The sequence below is a fragment of the Alterluteimonas muca genome (genome assembly GCF_021191595.1).
In the GTDB taxonomy this organism is placed as follows: Bacteria; Pseudomonadota; Gammaproteobacteria; order Xanthomonadales; family Xanthomonadaceae; genus Luteimonas; species Luteimonas muca.
Map to the genome: position 1 here is coordinate 109943 of NZ_JAIWPS010000004.1, position 19573 is coordinate 129515.

15 protein-coding genes and 1 pseudogene are annotated in these 19573 nt (G+C 69.3%); 8 read left to right on the forward strand and 8 right to left on the reverse strand.

The genetic code is table 11. The features are described 5' to 3' along the window. The first annotated feature begins 69 nt into the window (after window positions 1-69). The gene (gene dksA / locus LDO11_RS07560) at window positions 70-1098 is read left to right on the forward strand and encodes an RNA polymerase-binding protein DksA (protein WP_232141091.1); all 1029 of its coding nucleotides are present in this window, start codon (window positions 70-72) and stop codon (window positions 1096-1098) included. Window positions 1099-1170: 72 nt separating this feature from the next. Here the strand turns inward: dksA and LDO11_RS07565 are convergent, their stop codons facing one another. The 4 genes and pseudogenes from LDO11_RS07565 to cysS all read right to left on the reverse strand — a co-directional run bounded on the left by LDO11_RS07565 (window position 1171) and on the right by cysS (window position 5393). Continuing rightward, window positions 1171-2109 (reverse strand): glycosyltransferase family 32 protein, encoded by a 939-nt coding sequence (locus LDO11_RS07565; protein WP_232140990.1) that lies wholly within the window; start codon window positions 2107-2109, stop codon window positions 1171-1173. Window positions 2110-2208: 99 nt separating this feature from the next. Then, window positions 2209-3490, reverse strand: a pseudogene (locus LDO11_RS07570) (MFS transporter). Further along, window positions 3487-3927 carry a SufE family protein gene (locus LDO11_RS07575; protein WP_232140991.1) on the reverse strand — a complete coding sequence of 147 codons (441 nt, stop codon included), beginning with the start codon at window positions 3925-3927 and terminating at the stop codon, window positions 3487-3489. The pseudogene LDO11_RS07570 and the gene LDO11_RS07575 overlap by 4 nt, the downstream one beginning before the upstream one ends. Before the next feature lie 95 nt (window positions 3928-4022). Continuing rightward, window positions 4023-5393, reverse strand: a complete 1371-nt coding sequence (gene cysS, locus LDO11_RS07580) for a cysteine--tRNA ligase (protein WP_232140992.1) — start codon at window positions 5391-5393, stop codon at window positions 4023-4025. A 121-nt stretch (window positions 5394-5514) separates the two neighbouring features. Here cysS and LDO11_RS07585 point away from each other — a divergent pair, with 121 nt between their 5' ends. From LDO11_RS07585 to argH, 7 genes are all read left to right on the forward strand, one after another. Next, a complete protein-coding gene (locus LDO11_RS07585; RefSeq protein WP_232140993.1) occupies window positions 5515-6030 on the forward strand; it encodes a hypothetical protein in 516 nt (171 codons plus the stop codon). 288 nt (window positions 6031-6318) lie between these two features. Next, window positions 6319-7329 (forward strand): N-acetylornithine carbamoyltransferase, encoded by a 1011-nt coding sequence (locus tag LDO11_RS07590; protein WP_232140994.1) that lies wholly within the window; start codon window positions 6319-6321, stop codon window positions 7327-7329. 74 nt (window positions 7330-7403) lie between these two features. Then, window positions 7404-8651: an argininosuccinate synthase gene (locus LDO11_RS07595; protein ID WP_232140995.1), complete on the forward strand. Its 1248-nt coding sequence runs from the start codon at window positions 7404-7406 to the stop codon at window positions 8649-8651. Window positions 8652-8704: 53 nt separating this feature from the next. Then, the gene (locus LDO11_RS07600) at window positions 8705-9829 is read left to right on the forward strand and encodes an acetylornithine deacetylase (RefSeq protein WP_232140996.1); all 1125 of its coding nucleotides are present in this window, start codon (window positions 8705-8707) and stop codon (window positions 9827-9829) included. Between the two features lie 160 nt (window positions 9830-9989). Beyond that, window positions 9990-11306: an acetylglutamate kinase gene (locus LDO11_RS07605; RefSeq protein WP_232140997.1), complete on the forward strand. Its 1317-nt coding sequence runs from the start codon at window positions 9990-9992 to the stop codon at window positions 11304-11306. A gap of 16 nt (window positions 11307-11322) precedes the next feature. Next, on the forward strand, window positions 11323-12276 hold the full coding sequence (gene argC / locus LDO11_RS07610) for an N-acetyl-gamma-glutamyl-phosphate reductase (protein WP_232140998.1): 954 nt from the start codon (window positions 11323-11325) through the stop codon (window positions 12274-12276). A gap of 42 nt (window positions 12277-12318) precedes the next feature. Further along, complete coding sequence (gene argH, locus LDO11_RS07615; RefSeq protein ID WP_232140999.1) at window positions 12319-13611, forward strand: argininosuccinate lyase; 1293 nt, start codon at window positions 12319-12321, stop codon at window positions 13609-13611. 10 nt (window positions 13612-13621) lie between these two features. Here the strand turns inward: argH and pgaD are convergent, their stop codons facing one another. The 4 genes from pgaD to pgaA are packed head-to-tail and all read right to left on the reverse strand — an operon-like array spanning window position 13622 to window position 19289. Then, window positions 13622-14062, reverse strand: a complete 441-nt coding sequence (gene pgaD, locus LDO11_RS07620) for a poly-beta-1,6-N-acetyl-D-glucosamine biosynthesis protein PgaD (RefSeq protein ID WP_129136025.1) — start codon at window positions 14060-14062, stop codon at window positions 13622-13624. Next, the gene (gene pgaC, locus LDO11_RS07625) at window positions 14059-15321 is read right to left on the reverse strand and encodes a poly-beta-1,6-N-acetyl-D-glucosamine synthase (RefSeq protein WP_232141000.1); all 1263 of its coding nucleotides are present in this window, start codon (window positions 15319-15321) and stop codon (window positions 14059-14061) included. The genes pgaD and pgaC overlap by 4 nt, the downstream gene beginning before the upstream one ends. After that, on the reverse strand, window positions 15322-17208 hold the full coding sequence (gene pgaB / locus LDO11_RS07630) for a poly-beta-1,6-N-acetyl-D-glucosamine N-deacetylase PgaB (protein ID WP_232141001.1): 1887 nt from the start codon (window positions 17206-17208) through the stop codon (window positions 15322-15324). It abuts the gene before it with no gap. Continuing rightward, the gene (gene pgaA, locus LDO11_RS07635) at window positions 17205-19289 is read right to left on the reverse strand and encodes a poly-beta-1,6 N-acetyl-D-glucosamine export porin PgaA (protein ID WP_232141002.1); all 2085 of its coding nucleotides are present in this window, start codon (window positions 19287-19289) and stop codon (window positions 17205-17207) included. The genes pgaB and pgaA overlap by 4 nt, the downstream gene beginning before the upstream one ends. Between the last annotated feature and the right edge of the window lie 284 nt (window positions 19290-19573).

Here is a 19573-nt window from a genome sequence, read left to right on the forward strand (position 1 = left end):
GCCGCTGCCGCCGGGGCAGGGTATAACACCCCGCTTTCCCAATCCAAGGGAACGAAAGGACGGAGCGACGTGGCAGCGAAGAAAACCGCGAAAAAGTCCGCCACCGCGGCGGCGAAGAAGGCGCCCGCGAAGAAGGCCGTGAAGGCACCGGCGAAGAAGGCTGCGGCAAAGAAGGCCACCGCTGCCAGGTCCCCGGTGAAGAAGGCTCCCGCGAAGGCCGCAAAGAAGGCGGCAGTCGCGAAGAAGGCCGTTGCAGTGAAGAAGGCGGCGTCTGCCAAGAAGGCCGCGCCGGCGAAGAAAGCCACGACCAGGACCGTTTCCAGGGCACCTGCGAAGAAGGTCGCCAAGGTGCCGGCCGGCAGGACCGTGGTGAAGAAGGCCGCAACGCCTGCCGTGGCGAGCAAGTCCGCGGTTGCAAAGAAGCCGATCGCCAAGGCAGCCAACGTCGCCCGCAAGCTGGCCCCGGCCGCAGCGGTCAAGGCGGAAGCACCGGATACCACCAGGACCACCGCGCCGAAGGGCGCGAACAGGAACACCGCGCCGACTGGCGCTCCCCAGGCCGCCAACGCGGCCGCGAACCCGCGCCGGACCGGCAAGGTCGCAGTGGCTGTCGCCGCTCGCCCGGCTCCCCCGGCGCCCAGGACGAAGTACAAGGTAGTGGAATACAAAACCGATCCCGAGACCGGCCGTCCGATCGTGCCGAACGGTTATCGCCCCTCCCGCGAGGAGGAATACATGAACCCGCTCCACCTCGAGTATTTCCGCCAGCGCCTGATGCAGTGGCGTGCGGACCTCGTGGAGGAATCCAAACAGACCATCGAGAACCTCAAGGAAGAAGTGCGCGACGTCGGCGACGAGGCCGAGCGTGCCACCCGCGAGACCGAGAACTCGCTCGAACTGCGCACCCGCGACCGCTACCGCAAGCTGATCGGCAAGATCGACAGCACGCTCAAGCGTGTCGACTCGGGCGAGTACGGCTACAGCGTCGACTCGGGCGAGGAGATCGGGCTGGACCGCCTCGAGGCACGTCTGACTGCCGAGCGCACGATCGACGAGCAGGAGCGCTGGGAGCATCTGCAGAAGCAGATGGGCGACTGACCCGCGCGCCTCACGCGTGATCCGGACAGGCCCCGCATCGCGGGGCCTGTCCGTTTCCGGCATCCGGCGGGTTCAGTCGCTCGCGTGCAGGTAGCGCGTCGCGAGGCTGCCCGGCAGCGACAGGCCTGCATCGATGTAGGTATCGAGTCGGCGTCGGTCCGGCTTGCGCAGCTTGATCAACGCGGGGACGGCGTCGCCGGCCTTGCGCAGCAGCAGGCGTGCGCGCAGTGCATTGCGGTTCCAGCGGCTGGCGTGGTGATAGAAGAACGGCCCGTCCTCGGCTGCACCCAGGGCCATCCGGTAGCCGCCACGCGTCTGCATCACCACCTGTGCCGCGAGATGCATGCTCAGGTAGTGCGGAATCTCGATGTTCTGCCGCACCCGCCCGTAGAGATCGAGGGCAACAAGCCGGTCGATGTAGTCCTCGTTGCTGCCGGCGAGCACGTGGTGGGTGAACTCGTCATGCAGATCGGCGATGAAGCGGCTGCCGGGCGGAGCCGCCATGCACCAGTTCTCCACCACCGGGAAACGCGCGTCCGTGGTGTAGCGGCGCAGGAAGTAGCCGACGAGATCCGCGCCCGTCGCGTGCTGCTCCTCCAGCACCCAGTCCAGCGGACGGGTGACGATGCTGCTGGCATCGATCCAGATCCCGCCGTGGCGACGCAGCAGGTCGAGGCGGATCCAGTCGGAGCGGCGGATCGGGTCGCGCTCGAGGCCGGGGGGCAGGGCGTCGATCCAGTCGCCGAGGTTGCCATCGTCGAGAAGCCGCAGTTCGAAGCGGCCGGCGTGTTCGAGCCAGCTTTCGAGGCAGGCGCGCACGAGCGACGGCGGACGGGCATCGTCCCAGTACGTCCACACGATGCGCGGGACCGCAGCCGTGGGCGGCGCTGGCCCATCGCCGGTGGCGGCGGGAATGTCGTGGCAGGTGAAGTGCTGTGGCGGGCAGGCTTCCAGTGGGGCCGGCCGCCAGCGGTGCCACTGGCGCACCACGCGGGCCAGGCCCAGTTCCATGCGGGTTCGTGGCAGTGGGGAGGCGACTGTCGGCATCCGGGCGCGCACGCGGTGGGAACGCGGATGATATGCAGTGGCGGTGGCGTGTCGTGTGTGCGCTCAATGGCCGCGTTCAGCTTCCAGTGGTCCGGCCTGCAGGTCGCGCAGGTCCAGCCGGCGCAGCCGCGGCGCCCGCCATGCCGCGGCGAGCGCGATCGAAATGGTCACGCAGCCACCCAGCACCACCGCGGGCACCAGCCCCAGCAAACGCGCCATCGAGCCGGCATAGAAGGCGCCGAGCTCGTTCGACGAACCCACGAACAGCCCGTTGATCGACGACACCCGGCCGCGCATCTCGTCGGGGGTCGCCAACTGCAGGATCGTGGAGCGCATCACCACCGACACGCCGTCGCAGACACCCGACAGCAGCAGGAAGAACGCCGACAGCCAGAAGACCCGCGACAGTCCGAATCCGATGATGCACAGCCCGAAACACGCCACCGCCACCAGCAGGATGCGCCCGGCATTGCGCTGGATCGGGTTGCGCGCCAGCCACACGCCGACCGCCACCGCGCCCAGCGCCGGCGCACCGCGCAGGATGCCCAGCCCTTCGGGGCCGTAGTCGAGGATGTCGTGGATGAAGGCCGGCGCCAGCGAGATCGCCCCGCCGAACAGCACCGCGAACATGTCCAGCGCCAGCGCACCCAGCAGGATCTGGTGGCCGAACACGAAGCGCGCCCCTTCGGCGATGCTGGAAAAGATCGGCGCACGCTGCAGCACCGGGGCCGGCTCGGTGACCTGCATGCCGGCAAGCGCGACGACCACGCCCAGCGCCAGCACCGCCGCGGCCATGTACGCCGACACGGTGCCCGACCACCCCACCAGCACGCCGCCGATTGCCGGCCCCAGCACCAGCGCCGACTGGAACACGATGCTGCCCAGGCTTGCACCGCGCACGAACTGCGCGCGCGGCAGCACGCGTGCAAACAGGGCGTTGTAGACCGGCCCGAGGAAGGCCCGCACCATGCCGGTGAGCACCACCGCGGCGTAGATTGCCCACACGCCGGCATCGATCACGCCGATCGTGAGCAGCCAGCAGCACCGGGGTCAGCGCCAGTCCCAGGCCCGCCGCCATGCCCAGCCGGCGACGCGGCAGGTTGTCGACCAGGTAGCCGGCGAACGGCGCCACGCAGAAATAGGGCAGCAGTTCGGCCAGCCCGATCAGGCCCAGCATCCACGGGTTGCGGGTGAGTTCGTAGACCTGCCAGCCGACGGTGACCGCGACCACCTGGTAGGAGAGGATCGAACAGATGCGGTAGGCCAGCAGCCGGCGGAAGCCGGCATTGCGCAGCGGTGCGGCGCGGCTGCTGTCGTCCGCGGCAGCCTGCGCCGGTGCGCTCACGCCAGTGCGCGTTGCGCGGCGGCGCGGATCTCCGCCAGCAGTGCCGCCAGCCCGTTGCTGCGGGTGGGCGAGAGGTGCTTCGCCAGCCCGATCGCGGCGATGTAGTCGGGCTCGGTGGCGACGATCTCCTGCGCACTGCGGCCGGCATAGACGCGCAGGGCGAGGAAGATCAGCCCCGACACGATCGCGGAATCGCTGGTGGCGGCGAAGTCCATCCGCGTCGCGTCACCTGAGGGCACGATCCAGACCATCGACTGGCAGCCGAGCAGGCGGTTGTCCTCGGTCTTGAGCTCGTCGGGGAACGGCGGCAGCTTGCGGCCGAGGTCGATCAGGTACTGGTAGCGCTCCGACCAGTCACCGAAGAACGCGAACTCGTCGCGGATCGCGGCCTGGGCCTCTGCGGCGCTTGCTTCGAGGGGGAAAACGGTGTCGTTCACGTTGTGCTCGTCGATTCGGTATTGCCACGCGGCGAACGTGCGGTCGGCCTGTTCGCCGTCCGCTGCCGGGAGCCGTCGCGGTTCAAGGCGGGCGGTCAGGCGCGTCTGCGCACCCAGCGTACGCCCTGCGGTGTGTCCTCCAGCTGCACGCCATCGGCGGCGAGCTGGTCGCGGATGGCATCGGCACGGGCGAAGTCGCGCGCCTTCTTGGCGGCGCTGCGCTCGTCGACCAGTGCCTGGATGCGTGCATCGTCGTCACCGGCGGCACCACGGCCGAACCAGTCGGTCGGCGACTGCTGCAGCAGGCCGAGTGCGAGCCCGGCGCCGACCAGCTGCGCCTTGGCGTCCACGCGCGCCTCGCCTTCGGCCCTGCGTGCCTCGCCGCCGAGGCGGGCGAGTTCCGCCAGTGCCTGCGGGGTGTTGAGGTCGTCGTCGAGCGCGGCCTCGATGGCAGCGGGAATGCGCGGCGTCGCCTCCACGTCGGCGAGATCGCGCAACGTCGCGTACAGCCGCTCCAGCGTGCGCGCCGACTGTTCGACCAGTGCGTCCGACCAGTCCAGCGGCTGCCGGTAGTGCGCCGACAGCAGCGCGTAGCGCAGCGCCTCGGCCGGGTGCTGTGCAAGCAGGTCGCGGACCTTCTCGATATTGCCGACCGACTTCGACATCTTCGCGCCCGACAGCGTCAGCATGCCGTTGTGCAGCCAGAAGCGGGCGAACGGCGCGCCGCCGTGGGCGCACTCGCTCTGCGCGATCTCGTTCTCGTGGTGCGGGAACTGCAGGTCGACGCCGCCGGCATGGATGTCGATGGTCCGGCCGAGGTGCGCCGCCGCCATCGCCGAGCACTCGATGTGCCAGCCCGGGCGACCACGGCCCCAGGGGGAGTCCCAGCCGGGCAGGTCGTCGGTGGACGGCTTCCACAGCACGAAGTCGCCGGGATCGCGCTTGTACGGCGCGACCTCGACACGGGCGCCGGCGCGCATGTCCTCGATATCGCGGCGCGACAGCCTGCCGTAACCGTCGAAGCTCTCGACCGCGAACAGCACATGGCCCTCGGCGCAATAGGCATGCCCGCTGTCGATGAGCTGCGCGATCATCGCCACGATCTCGGGGATATGCGCGGTCGCTTCGGGCTCGAGGTCGGGCGGGGCGACGCCCAGCGCGGCCATGTCCTCGCGGTAGGCGGCGGCGAAGCGGTCGGTGATCGTCGAGATCGGCACGCCCTGGTCGCGCGCGGCCGCGTTGATCTTGTCGTCGACATCGGTGATGTTGCGCGCATAGCGCAACCCGCCGTAGCGGCGCCGCAACAGATCCGCCAGCACGCCGAACACCACCGGACCGCGCGCGTTGCCGATATGCACGTAGTTGTAGACGGTGGGCCCGCACACGTACATCGTCGGGCAGCCGGGATCCTGCGGCTCGAAGGCTTCGACGCGTCGGGTGAGGCTGTTGTACAGGCGCAGGGTCATAGCGGTGCTTGCGGTAAACCCCGGGATTCTAACGGCCCGCCCGGGTCCACGACAGCGAGGATTCAGGCCGCGCACAGCGCCACGGCCTAAACTCCCTGAATTCGCGCCTCTCCTGGTTTCCATGCCCCAACCGTTCCAGCAAGCAACCTGCCTGTGCGCCTTCCTGGTGGTGGCGGCGGTGTCGTTGCCGGTTGCGGCGCAGAGCGTGCATGGCAACCAGCGCGCCCAGCGCGACGCGCAGATGGCCGCGCCTCCGCAGGAGAACGTGCGGATGGAATACGCCCGCGTGCTGAGCGCCGAACCGGTCTACCAGGTGCTGCGGGCGACCAGCATGGTCGAGCGCTGCGATGCCTCCACGCCGGTGGCCGGCGAGGGCGAGCGGCGCGGCATTTCCCGCGTGGTCGGCGCGGTGCGCGACGTGCTCGGCCCGGACGAGGAAGAGGCTGCGCGCGCGCGTCCGGCCAACGGCAACTGCCGGATGGTGCCGGTGGAGCGCGAATTCCGCCGCCCGATCGGCTACGAGGTGGATTACATCCACAAGGGCGTGAAGTACCGTTCGCGGCTGCCGTTCGACCCGGGCAACCGGGTGCGTGTGCGGGTGTCGGTGACGCCGGTGGTCGGGGCGTCGGCCGAATGAGCCGCCACTTGCCGCCCGCCGGCGCCCGTGCGAGGATGCCGCCCCTCATGAACCCCCTTCGCGCCGACGCCGAGATCCTGACCTCCGCCTGGATGGCGGCTGGCATGACCTCGCGCGCGCGTCGACCGGAAGCCCACCATTCCGCTGGGTAGCCGGTACTCGTCGCATTCGAGTTTCACCAGGACAGACCCAGCCCGAGCGCTGGGTTTTTTCGTTTCCGCACCATGCGCATGACGCGCAGGCACCCGCAGCCACTGCGGGCGCACCACCTCCACCCGGACCATGCCGATGTCGATCAAGCACTTCCTCAACACCCAGGACTGGAGCCGCGCGGAGCTGGACGCGCTGCTGGCCGATGCCGCCCGTTTCAAGCGCGAGAAGCTCGGGGATGCGCTGAAGGGCCGCTCGATCGCGCTGGTGTTCTTCAACCCGTCGATGCGCACGCGCACCAGCTTCGAGCTGGGCGCGTTCCAGCTGGGCGGCCACGCCGTCGTGCTGCAGCCGGGCAAGGACGCATGGCCGATCGAGTTCGACCTCGGCACGGTGATGGACGGCGACACCGAAGAGCACATTGCCGAGGTGGCGCGCGTGCTGGGCCGCTATGTCGACATGATCGGCGTGCGTGCGTTCCCGAAATTCACCGACTGGGCGTACGACCGCCAGGACATCGTGCTGAAGGCGTTCGCGAAGTATTCGCCGGTGCCGGTGATCAACATGGAGACCATCACCCATCCGTGCCAGGAACTCGCGCACGCGCTGGCGCTGCAGGAGCACTTCGGCACCAGCGACCTGCGCGGGAAAAAGTACGTGCTGACCTGGACCTACCACCCGAAGCCGCTCAACACCGCGGTGGCCAACTCGGCGCTCACCATCGCCACCCGGCTCGGCATGGACGTGACCCTGCTGTGCCCGACGCCCGAGTACATCCTCGACGAGCGCTACATGGACTGGGCCGAGGCCAATGTCGCCGCGAGCGGGGGCTCGCTGGCGGTCAGCCATGACGTCGATGCCGCCTATGCCGGCGCCGACGTGGTCTACGCCAAGAGCTGGGGCGCGCTGCCGTACTTCGGCAACTGGGGCCCGGAAAAGCCCATCCGCGAGCAGTACAGGCACTTCATGGTCGACGAGCGCAAGATGGCGCTGACCAACAACGGCGTGTTCTCGCACTGCCTGCCGCTGCGTCGCAACGTCAAGGCCACCGATGCGGTGATGGACTCGCCCAACTGCATCGCCATCGACGAGGCCGAGAACCGCCTGCACGTGCAGAAGGCGGTGATGGCGGCACTCGCGCGCCAGTGACCGCCGCCACCCACGCTGCCTGAGCGGCCCTTCTTTTCCTTTTTCTCCCCTTCTTTTTCCTCCAGAGATCTCCCATGTCGCAGCATCCCGCGCCTTCTTCCGACGGTTCCCCGGTCCGCACTTCGCCGGCGCAGAGCCGCGACATCGTGCTCGCCTTCTCGGGTGGCCTCGATACCAGTTTCTGCGTGCCGTACCTGCAGGAGCGCGGCTGGTCGGTGCACACGGTGTTCGCCGACACCGGCGGCGTGGACGCCGACGAGCGCGCCTTCATCGAGAAGCGCGCGCAGGAGCTGGGCGTGGCCAGCCACGTCACCGTCGATGGCGGCCCGGCGATCTGGAATGGTTTCGTCAAGCCCTTCGTGTGGGCGGGCGAGGGCTACCAGGGCCAGTACCCGCTGCTGGTCTCCGACCGCTACCTGATCGTCGATGCCGCACTGAAGCGCGCGGCGGAGCTCGGCACCAACGCCATCGCCCACGGCTGCACCGGCATGGGCAACGACCAGGTGCGCTTCGACCTCGCCATCAAGGCACAGGGCGACTACCGCATCGTGGCGCCGATCCGCGAGATCCAGAAGGAACACACCCAGACCCGCGCCTACGAGCAGAAGTATCTCGAGGAGCGCGGCTTCGGCGTGCGCGCCAAGCAGATGGCCTACACCATCAACGAGAACCTGCTGGGCGTGACCATGTCGGGTGGCGAGATCGACCGCTGGGAGGCACCTGGCGAGGGCGCGCGTGGCTGGTGTGCGCCGCGTAGCGCCTGGCCGGTGGAACCGCTGACGGTGAGGCTGCGGTTCGTCGCCGGCGAGGCGGTGGAACTGGACGGCAAGCCGCTGCCGGGCGAGCAGATCCTGGCCAGGCTCAACACGCTGTTCGCGTCCTACGGCGTCGGCCGTGGCGTGTATACCGGCGACACCGTGATCGGCCTGAAGGGCCGCATCGTGTACGAAGCGCCGGGCCTGGTGGCGCTGCTCACCGCGCATCGCGCACTCGAGGAGGCGGTGCTGTCCAAGCAGCAGAACCGCTTCAAGCCCGAGGTGGCGCGCAAGTGGGTGGAGCTGGTCTACGAGGGCTTCTTCCACGACCCGCTCAAGACCGACCTCGAGGCCTTCCTGGCCTCGGTGCAGGCCACGGTGACCGGCGAGGTCACGCTCGAGACGCGTGGCGGCCGGGTTGACGCCGTGGCCATCAGCTCCGCGCACCTGCTGCATTCGCGCAACGCGACCTACGCGCAGTCCGCGGACTGGGGCGTCGAGGAAGCCGAAGGCTTCATCAAGCTGTTCGGCATGAGCTCGACGCTGTATGCGCAGGTCAATCGCTGAGCGACCCGGCATCCCGGCCCCGAACCCACCACCGCGACCCTGATGCGAAGCCGATGAGCGATCTTCTCGACAGCACCCTGACGCACCTGGAACGGCTGGTGTCCTTCGACACCCGTAATCCCCCGCGGGCCATCGATACCGGTGGAATCTTCGACTACATCCGCGCGCAGCTGGCGGATTTCCGCGTCGAGGTGACCGACCACGGTGACGGCGCGGTGTCGTTGTTCGCGGTGCGCGGGCAGCCCCGGGTACTGTTCAACGTGCACCTGGACACCGTGCCGGACTCGCCGCACTGGAGCGCCGACCCGCTGCGCCTGCGCGTGCGTGGCCGCCGCGCCATCGGCCTCGGCACCTGCGACATCAAGGGCGCGGCGGCCGGGTTGATCGCCGCGGCGCAGGCCACCACCGGTGCGGCGGCGTTCCTGTTCACCAGCGACGAGGAGGCCAATGACCCGCGCGGCATCGCCGCGTTCCTGGAACGCGACCACGGCTTCGCCGAAGCGGTGATCGCCGAGCCGACGCGCTGCGAAGCGGTGCTCGCGCATCGCGGCATCAGTTCGGTGCGGCTGCAGTTCCGCGGTGCGGCCGGGCATGCATCCGGCGCCAATGCGCTCGAGGCCAGCGCGCTGCACCAGGCGATGCGCTGGGGCGCGAGCGCGCTCGATTTCGTCGAGGCACAGGCGCACCAGCGGTTCGGTGGCCTGACCGGCCTGCGCTTCAACGTCGGCCGCGTGGAAGGCGGCATCAAGGCCAACGTCATCGCCCCGCATGCCGAGGTGCGCTTCGGCTTCAGGCCGCTGCCGTCGCAGGACATCGACGTGCTGCACAGCACGTTCGGCGGCTTCGTCACCACCGGCGCGCTCGATCGCTACGAGGAAACCTTCCGCGGTCCGCCGCTGCCGGCCGGCAACGTCGCCGAAGCCGAGGAGCGCCGGCTGGAAGCACGCGACCTCGCCGACGCGCTCGGCCTGCCCGTTGGAAATGCGGTGGACTTCTGGACCGAGGCCTCGCTGTTCTCGCAGGCGGGGATGACCGCGATCGTCCACGGACCTGGCGACATCGCCCAGGCGCACACGGCCGACGAGTGGGTGTCGTTGAGCGAGCTCGAGACCTACGCGGAGTCGATCGTGCGGATCCTGGGTGGCGCGGCCGGTTCTGTCGCGGATCCACGCCGATGAACGCCGGCGGCGGCCGACGGACCGCGGCCCGCCAGACACGCACGTAACACCCCTCCCGCGCGGGAGGAGTGGCCCGACAGCAACGCCGCACGTTTCCCCCTTCGATCCGCGTCCGCACCGTAATCCGCGGCTGAAACCCGCACCCACCCGAACCGAGCCGATGCAAGCACATACCCAGACCCGCCAGACCATCGTCCGCCTGTTGTCGTCGATGGCGAGCGCGCGCGAGATCAGCCAGTACCTCAAGCGCTTCTCCCAGCTCGATGCCAAGCGCTTCGCGGTGGTGAAGGTGGGTGGCGCGGTATTGCGCGACGACCTCGATGCACTGACCTCGTCGCTGACCTTCCTGCAGCAGGTGGGCCTGAGCCCGATCGTCGTGCACGGCGCCGGCCCGCAGCTCGATGCGGAGCTGTCGGCCGCCGGCATCGAGAAGCACACCGTCAACGGCCTGCGCGTGACCACGCCGGAGTCGCTGGCGATCGTGCGTCGCGTGTTCCAGGCGTCCAACCTGGCACTGGTGGAGGCGCTGCAGCAGTCGGGTGCGCGGGCGACCTCGATCACCGGCGGCGTGTTCGAGGCGGACTACCTCGACCGCGACACCTACGGGCTGGTGGGCGAGATCCGCAGGGTCAACCTGGCGCCGATCGAGACCAGCCTGCAGGCCGGGTCGATCCCGGTCATCGCAAGCCTCGGCGAGACCAGTGGCGGGCAGATCCTCAACGTCAACGCCGACTTCTCCGCCAACGAGCTGGTGCGGGTGCTGCAGCCGTACAAGATCATCTTCCTCACCGGCACCGGCGGGTTGCTCGACGAGCAGGGCAGCGTGATCGACTCGATCAACCTGTCGACCGAATACGAACACCTCATGGCGCAGGACTGGATCAGCGGCGGGATGCGGCTGAAGCTGGAGCAGATCAAGGGACTGCTGGACGACCTGCCGCTGACCTCGTCGGTCTCCATCACCCGCCCGGACGATCTGGCCAAGGAGCTGTTCACCCACAAGGGCTCGGGCACGCTGGTGCGTCGCGGCGAGCGCGTGCTGCGCGCGACCGACTGGAGCGCCTTCGACCTCGACCGCCTGCGCACGCTGATCGAGTCGAGCTTCGGCCGCACGCTGGCGCCTGACTATTTCGAGCGCACCCGTCTGCTGCGCGCCTATGTCAGCGAGAACTACCGTGCCGCGGTGATCCTCACCGCCGAAGACGGGTACGTGTATCTCGACAAGTTCGCGGTGCTCGACGAGGCGCAGGGCGAGGGCCTGGGGCGCGCGGTGTGGCAGGTGATGCACGAGGAGACGCCGCAGCTGTTCTGGCGTTCGCGCCACGACAATCAGATCAATATCTTCTATTACGCGCAGTCCGACGGCTGCTACAAGCAGGATGCGTGGAAGGTGTTCTGGTACGGCACCGGCGATCTCGATGACATCCGCTATTTCGTCGACCATTGCGCGCAGCGCACGCCGACCCTCGTCGACTGAGCGAAGGGAGTACGACATGAGCCAATCCGTACGTACCGTCGGCATCGTCGGCGCACGCGGCCATACCGGCGCGGAGCTGATCCGGCTGGTCCACGGCCATCCGTCGCTGGAGCTTGCCTTCGTCTCGTCGCGCGAACTCGACGGCCAGCGCGTGGACGCGCAGGTCGCCGGCTACACCGGTGACCTGCGCTACGGCAACTTCGGCGCCGATGCGGTGCCCGGGCAGGGCGCGGATGCGGTGGTGCTGGCGCTGCCAAACGGCAAGGCCGCGCCATTCGTCGCCGCGCTCGACCGCGATGCGCCGGAGACGGTGGTGGTCGACCTGTCGGCCGACTACCGCTTCGACGACAGCTGGTATTACGGGCTGCCCGAGCTCACCCGCGGGCGTTATGACGGCCAGCGCCGGATCAGCAACCCCGGCTGCTACGCCACCGCGATGCAGCTGGCGATCGCGCCGCTGCTGGGCCTGCTGGACGGTCCCGTGCAGGCCTTCGGCGTGTCCGGTTACTCCGGTGCCGGGACCACGCCATCGGACCGCAACAACATCGAGCTTCTGCGCGACAACCTGATGCCGTATGCGCTGGCCGGGCATATCCACGAGCGCGAGGTGACGCGCCAGCTGGCGACTGCGGTGGAATTCATGCCGCATGTCGCCGCACACTTCCGTGGCATCACACTGACCGTCAACGCGCACCTGTCGGCTCCGGTGGACGTGGACGCGCTTGCTGCGCGTTACCGCGACCGGTACGCGGACGAGCCTCTGGTGGAGATCGTCGATGCCGCACCGTGGGTGAGCGGCATCGCCGGGCACCATGGCGCACGGATCGGCGGCTTCACCGCGAGCGACGACGGCCGTCGCGTGGTGGTGGTCGCCACGCTGGACAACCTGCTCAAGGGTGCCGCCACCCAGGCGCTGCAGAACCTCAACCTCGCCTTCGGTCTCCCGGAGACCGCGGGCATTCCGCTCTAGGCACGGCACGCGCCGCTCCGCCCGGCAACAGGAACCCCAACGATGTCCGACCTCCTCTGGCAGAAACCCGGCGTCGCCGTCGACGCGCAGATCCAGGCCTTCCTCGCCGGCGACGATGTGCTGCTGGACCGCGAGTTCTTCCTGCACGATATCGCCGCCAGCCGCGCGCATGCGCAGGGCCTGCAGCGCATTGGCATCCTTTCTGCCGACGAACTGCAGGGGCTGGAAGCGGAACTCGACCAGCTCGCCGTGGACTTCGGCGGTGGTGACTTCATCCTCGATGCGCGCTACGAGGATGGTCATTCGGCAATCGAGGCGCGGCTGGTCGAGCGCCTCGGCGATGCCGGCAAGAAGGTCCACACCGGCCGCAGCCGTAACGACCAGGTGCTGGTCGCCACGCGGTTGTGGCTGAAGGAGAAGCTGGCGCGGGTGGCCGCGCTGTCACGTGAGACCGCGCGTGTCGCGATCGATCGCGCGCAGGCGGAGAAGGATCTGCCATTGCCCGGCTACACCCACCTGCAGCGTGCGGTGGTGTCATCGGCCGGCATGTGGTGGGCCGGCTGGGCCGAGGCTTTTATCGACGATGCCCGTCGCGCGCTCGACACGCTGGCACTGGTCGACGCCAACCCGCTCGGGACCGCTGCGGGCTACGGCGTGAACCTGCCGCTCGACCGTGAACACACCACCGCCGCGCTCGGCTTCGCGCGCATGCAGGTGAGCCCGATCTACGCCCAGCTGTCGCGCGGCAAGTTCGAGCTGGCCGCACTCGAAGCGCTCGGCTCGGCCACGCTCGACCTGCGGCGCCTGGCCTGGGACCTGTCGCTGTTCACCGCGGCGGAGTTCGGCTTCGTGGCGTTGCCGGCGCAGTACACCACCGGCAGTTCGATCATGCCCAACAAGCGCAATCCCGATGTCGTGGAGCTGATGCGCGCCGCGCATGCCAGCGTCGCCGCCGCGCGGACCGAGATCGAGCAGCTGCTGTCGCTGCCGTCGGGTTACCACCGCGATCTGCAGTCGAGCAAGGGCGCGATCTTCCACGGCTTCGGTCGCGGGCTCGCCGCGCTGGAGCTGCTGCCGGCGCTGCTGTCCAACCTGGAATGGAAGCCCGCGGGCATGCGCGCGGCGATGGACGCCGGCATGTATGCCACCGATGTCGCCGTGGAGCAGGCCGCCGCCGGCGTTCCGTTCCGCGATGCCTACCGTGCCGCCGCGGCGTCGGTGGAGCAGGCCGGGGAGGGACGCACGCCGGAAGCCAGCCTCGCGGCGCGCGTGTCGCCCGGCGCGGCGGCGGACCTGCGCCTGGATCAACTGCGTGCGCGGCTGGATGCGCTGTAGCCCGACGGAGTCAGCTGCCCAGTTGCGCGGCCACGGGGCACGCGTCATCGTCAAGCGCCACGTGGACGATGCGCCCGTCGCGTAGCTTCGTTGCCAGCATCGGCGTGGCGCCAAGCGCGCAGCGCACGCTGTCGTCATCCACATCCGTCCGGCGACGGCGCCGGTCGGCGTTTGCGAAGCGGGCCCGGTTGTACTCCGCCCAGCCGATCAGCAGCGTACCGCACGCCAGCGCGATCAGTGGCAGCGAGGCGAGCACGAACAGGTCGACCTCATCCTGGCGCAGGTACAGCTGCAGCCACGCGGTGCGGATGCCGACATACCAGGCGATTATCGTCACCAGCGGCGCCCACAGCCACGCGTACACCGCCCATGCGGCGGCCGTCATCGCACCGCCGGCGGCACGCCGGCCGGGCCCGCGGCGATGACGGTGGTCGATGATCGGCGGTGTCATGCGCGTGCTCCACGATCCGGGCTGGTCCACAACGCGCGCCGGTCACGGCGGCCGAGCAGGGTGCGCGGGAAGGCGATCGCCGCGGTCACCATGCCGATCGCCCAGAAGGCCATCGGGTACCAGATGATCCAGTAGAAGTGCCGCGCCAGGCCGCGTTCGTACCGGCGCTCGATCACCAGGCTGGTGGCGAACTGCAGCATGCACACCGAGGCAAGCACCACCCCGTGCCAGCGCGGCAGGATGGTTTCGACCTGCAACGGGGCCGGCAACGGCAGCAACAGGCCGAGCACCCAGAGCAGGATGATGGTCAGCATCACGTAGGCCCAGGTGAGGCTGAGCGCGTATTCGGCAAGCACGCCCCACATCCGCCGCCGGCGCCACGACAGCACGTCGCGGCCGTGGCGCAGCAGCACCTCGACGCCTCCGCTGGCCCAGCGCATCCGTTGCGACCACAGCCCGCGCAGCGTCTCGGGCATCAGGATCCAGCACAGCGCGTTGGGTTCGTAGCGGATGTCCCAGCCGGCCAGCTGCAGCCGCCAGGAGATGTCGATGTCCTCGGTCACCATGCGGTCGCTCCAGTAGCCGACGTCGTGCAGTGCCGTGCGCCGGAACGCGCAGATCACGCCGGAGATGGTGAACAGACGACCGTAGGTGCGTTGCGCGCGCTTGATCAGGCCGATGATCGCGGAGAACTCGCCGATCTGCATGCGGCCTAGCAGGGTGGTGCGGTTGCGGATGCGAGGGTTGCCGGTGACCGCCCCCACGCGTGGCCCGTCGATCAGGTGGCCGACCAGCCAGCGCACCGCGTGCCGATCGAGCGCGGCATCGGCATCGATGCACACCAGGTACTCCGAGGTCGCCGCCAGCGTCCCGATGCGCAGCGCGTTCGCCTTGCCCTGGTTTGCGGCCAGGTGTACCACGCGCAGGCGCGGATGGTCGGCGACCATTGCATCGAGCAGCTCCGGGGTGCGGTCGCTGCTGCCGTCATTGACCGCGATGATTTCGAATTCCGGGTACTCCTGCGCCGACAGCGCGGTGATCGTGGCCACGATGTGGTCCTGCTCGTTGTGGCAGGGCACCAGGATCGAAGCGAACGGCGTGTCCGGCAGTGGGGGCGGTGCATCCGGCAGTGGGGTGCCACGCTCGCGGCGCAGGTAGTAGTAGATGCCGCCGGTCATCCAGAAAAAGGCCATGACGATCGGGTAGAAGAACGCGAAGTTGAACAGCCATGCGGCAAGCGGAAACCCGTAAACGTCCAATCAATGCTCCACGTAGGGGAATTCGCGTGCCGACATCGCTTCACGGGCGGCGGGCAGGGGCGGATGGTCGGAGATGAAGTCGTCCGGGTAGTAACCGAGGTGGCGCACGCCCGCGGCGAGCAGTGCGCGCACCTGGCTGCGCAGCACATCCGGCGCGATCGGTCGCTGACTGCGCCAGTCGATCGTCTGCAGCTCGAACAGTGCGCGTTCGAGCCCACCCGGCGTGGTGGCGACCGCGGCCACCAGGGCCTGCATCCAGCGTTCGGGATCCTCCGCGTTCTCGAGCTGCGGCATCGCCATCAGCGCGGTGAAGTCGTAGGCCTCCAGGAACGCGTCCAGGCGCTGCGCGAACCACGCTTCGGATTCCGGCTCCAGCACCGGTCGTGCGAACAGGTTGCGCACGGTGACGAGCTTCGGCCGCCAGCGCTCGGCGGACGCCTTCAGCGCGAGGGTGAAGTCGACCAGCCCTGCGGTGCGGCGGGCCGGCACCCCGTCGCCGTAGTGAGGCACCTCGTCGTCGCGCAGATAGGCATCGTCATGGAACAGCAGGCCGTCGAAATGCGCGTGGCGGGCGAGATCGGCATAGATGTCCTCGACGATCGCAAGCGCGCGCGGATCGGCAGGATCGAGCCGGGGAATCTCGGCCGGGTCGTGCGCGGCGATCCGCAGCTCGCGCTGCAGTGCTGGGTCGGCGAGTTCGTAGCCCAGCACTGGAAGCCACGCGAACACCCGCACGCCCGCGCGCGTGCGCAACTGCCAGGCCACGCGGCTGAAGAGATCCGCGCGCACCGGCAGGTGCCGGTTGGGAAAGTACAGGGCATCCGCCGCGCCATCGCCATCGGGATCGGCGAACGCCTGCAGGAACACATGGCTCGGGCGGATCTCGTGGATGCGTTGCACCAGCGCATCGAGATTGCGCGCCATCTGCACCGGATCCTCGTCGTGCACATAGTCGAGGTCGACCTGGATCGCCCGCAGGCCATCGCGCGAGAGATCGCGGCGCAGCTCGCCGGCGAAGTCACGCACATCGGGATTGCGGTGCATCAGCAGCCGCGCAAGGCTGTCCAGCGAGTCCTGGCCGGCCTCACGCTCGCCCTGCTGGCCAAGGTCGCCCTGCTGTGAACGGCCTTCGAGATCGAACGACAGGGTCATGCCCAGCGCGTGGGCGATATCGGTGGCGGCGCGGTTGTAGGCGGCGTAGGGCCACACCATCACCCGTGGCGCGCGACCGGTGTGGCGCTCGATCAGCGCACTGCTGGTGGCGAGGTCGGCATGGATGCGCGCGTGCCAGTCCGCATCGGACTCGTAGCCCGTGTCCGCATTCCACAGACGGGTGACCGCAGCGGGCATCTGGTTGCCAAAGGGGTTGCCGGTCACCCCCCGGTGCAGGTCGTGGCTGTGCGAGCCGATCTCGACCAGGCCGCTGTCCTGCATCTCGCGCAGCTGCGCCCAGGTCAGGAAGTCCTCGCGGGTGAAGTCGCGCGGGCCATAGGGCACCGCTTCGCCCTCGGCCAGGTCCATCCAGCCTGTCACCGGTGCCACCAGCGCGGGGAAACCGTATGCGCGCAGCAGCGGGAATGCGTGGGTGTAGGCGCTGCGCAGGCCATCGTCGAAGGTCAGCAGCACCGCGCGTTCGGGCAGCGCGCCGCGGCCGGCGCGCGCATCCAGCACCGCCTGCACGCTGACCGGGCGGTAGCCATTGCCATGCAGCCAGTCCAGGTGCCGGGCGAAGTTGGCCGTCGACACCGCGTAGGCATCGGGATCACCCTTTGGCGCGACATCGTCGCGGATGTCGTGATAGCTCAGCACCAGCAGGTCGGCACGGGCCGCATGTGGCCAGCACGCCCATGCCAGCAGCGCCAGCATCAGCACCAGTGCGCGGCTCATCGTGCACCTCCCCAGCGCAGGCCGGCGTCGAGCGCGACGCGCTGCTCGCGCACGCCGTCGTAGACCGGGCGTGACCAGGTCACGCCATATTCGAACGTGCCGCCTTCGCGTCGCCACACATGGCGGTAACCGACGGCGGGTATCCATTGACTGCCATGCCTCTGCTGCCAGTACGGGCCGGCGTGCAGTTCCAGCCTCTGCCGGAACGCGCTGCCGTAGCGCCGCCAGGTGATGTGGTCCAGGCGCAGGCCCAGCTGCATCGAGGCGTCGCGCGACGGGTTGAAGTACGCGGCGTCCTCGCCGTGCGAGCCGCGGCTGGCATGGACCGAGGCCAGTGCATCGACCAGCAGGTGCGGGCGCGTATGCAGACGGGTGGATGCATCCACGCCGATCCCGTCACGAGTGTTGCCGTCGTCGTAACGCAGGTGCGATGCATGCGCGCCGATGGCGAGGGTGTCGTCCGGTGTCCAGTCGGCGCTCAGGCGCAGGCTGTCGGCGGTGATGCCGGCCCGGCGCGCCTGCAGCGAGGCATCCGCATCGCGATGGGCCATGGAGCCGCCGATCCGCCAGGCATCGCCGAGGCGCCAGTCTGCGGCGAGCGTCCACGCGGTGGGACCGGGCGCGTCATCGTCGTCGATACGCCAGACGGTGGCCGCGGCACCGAGGCGGTCGTGTCGGTACCAGCCGCCCACGCCGGCGCCGCGATAGCGCGTGCGGATGTCGTCGAAGTCGGCCTCACGTTGCTGGCCGACGACGCCCACGCGCCAGCGCCCGGCCAGCAGCGGCGAGCGCAGCTCCAGTGCGTGGCTGGCATCGCGGCTGCCAAACGGCGATTGCGCGGTGCCTTCGCCACGCGCGTTGCTGCGGCCCGAGGCCGACGACAGCGCGAACTGCGCGCCGCGATGGCGATCGAGATCGCGAGCGATGCGTGCGCTGCGCGGATCATGCGGATGGATGGCCTGTAACGCCTGCAGTGCATCCGCGGCCTCGTCGATGCGCTCCAGCGCGACCAGGCTGCCGACCTGGCCGGCGAGGGCGTCGCGATCGTATGGATCCAGGGTGGCCGCCATCCGGTAGCGCTCCAGCGCCGCGGAGGGCCGCAACCGGCGTGCCTGCACCGCGCCGTAAGCCGCCTGCAGCGATGCGTTGTGGGGTCCGATGGCCACGAGTGCCTGCAGCATGTCATCGGCCCGGGCGTGATCGTTGGCGTGCGAATGCGCCATCGCGTGTGCGACATCGGCGCTGTAGCGGTCCCAGTTCTCATACCCGGCAGCCGCGCCATCGCGACGCGGCCGCGCCGGTTGCGAGGCGGCAAGCGCGGCGAAGACCGGCAGTGCGCGATCGAAGCGTTCCAGTTCCAGCCACGCGTAGCCGAGCAGGATCGTGGCGTTGACGTTGCCGGGCTCGTGGGAGACCGCCTGTTCGAGCACCGGCAGCGCCTCGGCGGGGCGCCGCAATGCCAGCAGCGAATCGCCCACGGTGGCGAGGATGTAGGCCGGCACCTCGATGTCCTCGGCAAGCAATGCGCGGTACCCGGCGGCAACGTCCTCATGGCGGTGCAACTGGTTGAGCGCGGCCAGCGCGTCCACCCTCAGCCGGGTGGATTCCCAGCGGGTCAGCCGCGGCGCCGTGCGCTGCAGCGTGCGTAGTTCCTCCAGCGCGGTGCGGGCTTCGGCCAGACGGTCCCGCGGGTTCTCCGGCAGCACTTCGGCCCAGCCGATGCGCCGCGCCACCGCGTCGCCCTCGATGCGCTCGCGCTCATGGTCGGCGAACAGGGCCGGGCGTTGCGCAAGCCCGGCGGCGGCCAGGCGCGAACTGCCGAGATCGGCCAAGGTCAGTACGCGCAGGCGGTATGCGTCGTCGTCGTCGGGGCGATGGGCGAGCCGGCGCTCGATCAGCAGCAGGGCCTCGGCATGGCGGCTTTGCCCGCGCAGATCGTCGATGGTCGCGAAAACACTGTCCCCGGCGCGGCCACCTGGGGCGGGTCCAGCGAATGTAAGCGCCTGCGCGCCGGCGGGCAGCGAAAGGACGAACAGCAGGAGCGCAAGACGGTCAGGACGAACAACGCAGGAACATCGCATGAAGTAATCGATCGGGTGGGGATGCAAAGCCGCGTCACTGCATCCCTGCGGCATTCGGCGCGGCGATACTTGCCATGTCCATGTCAACGATGCGTTGCGGGTCCGGAAAGTTCCTCGCGCGCCGTTCAGGGAGAGGCCCGATGCCGGCACGGCAGCGCTCAATTTACCGCCCGATGGGCCGATAGCCACATCGCCCGCGTCCGCGGCGCATGCCCGCCGCTGCACAGAAACCTTTCCATGCGCGACATGAGCGACCCCCCCGTCAGCACCCTCCGCCGATCGCC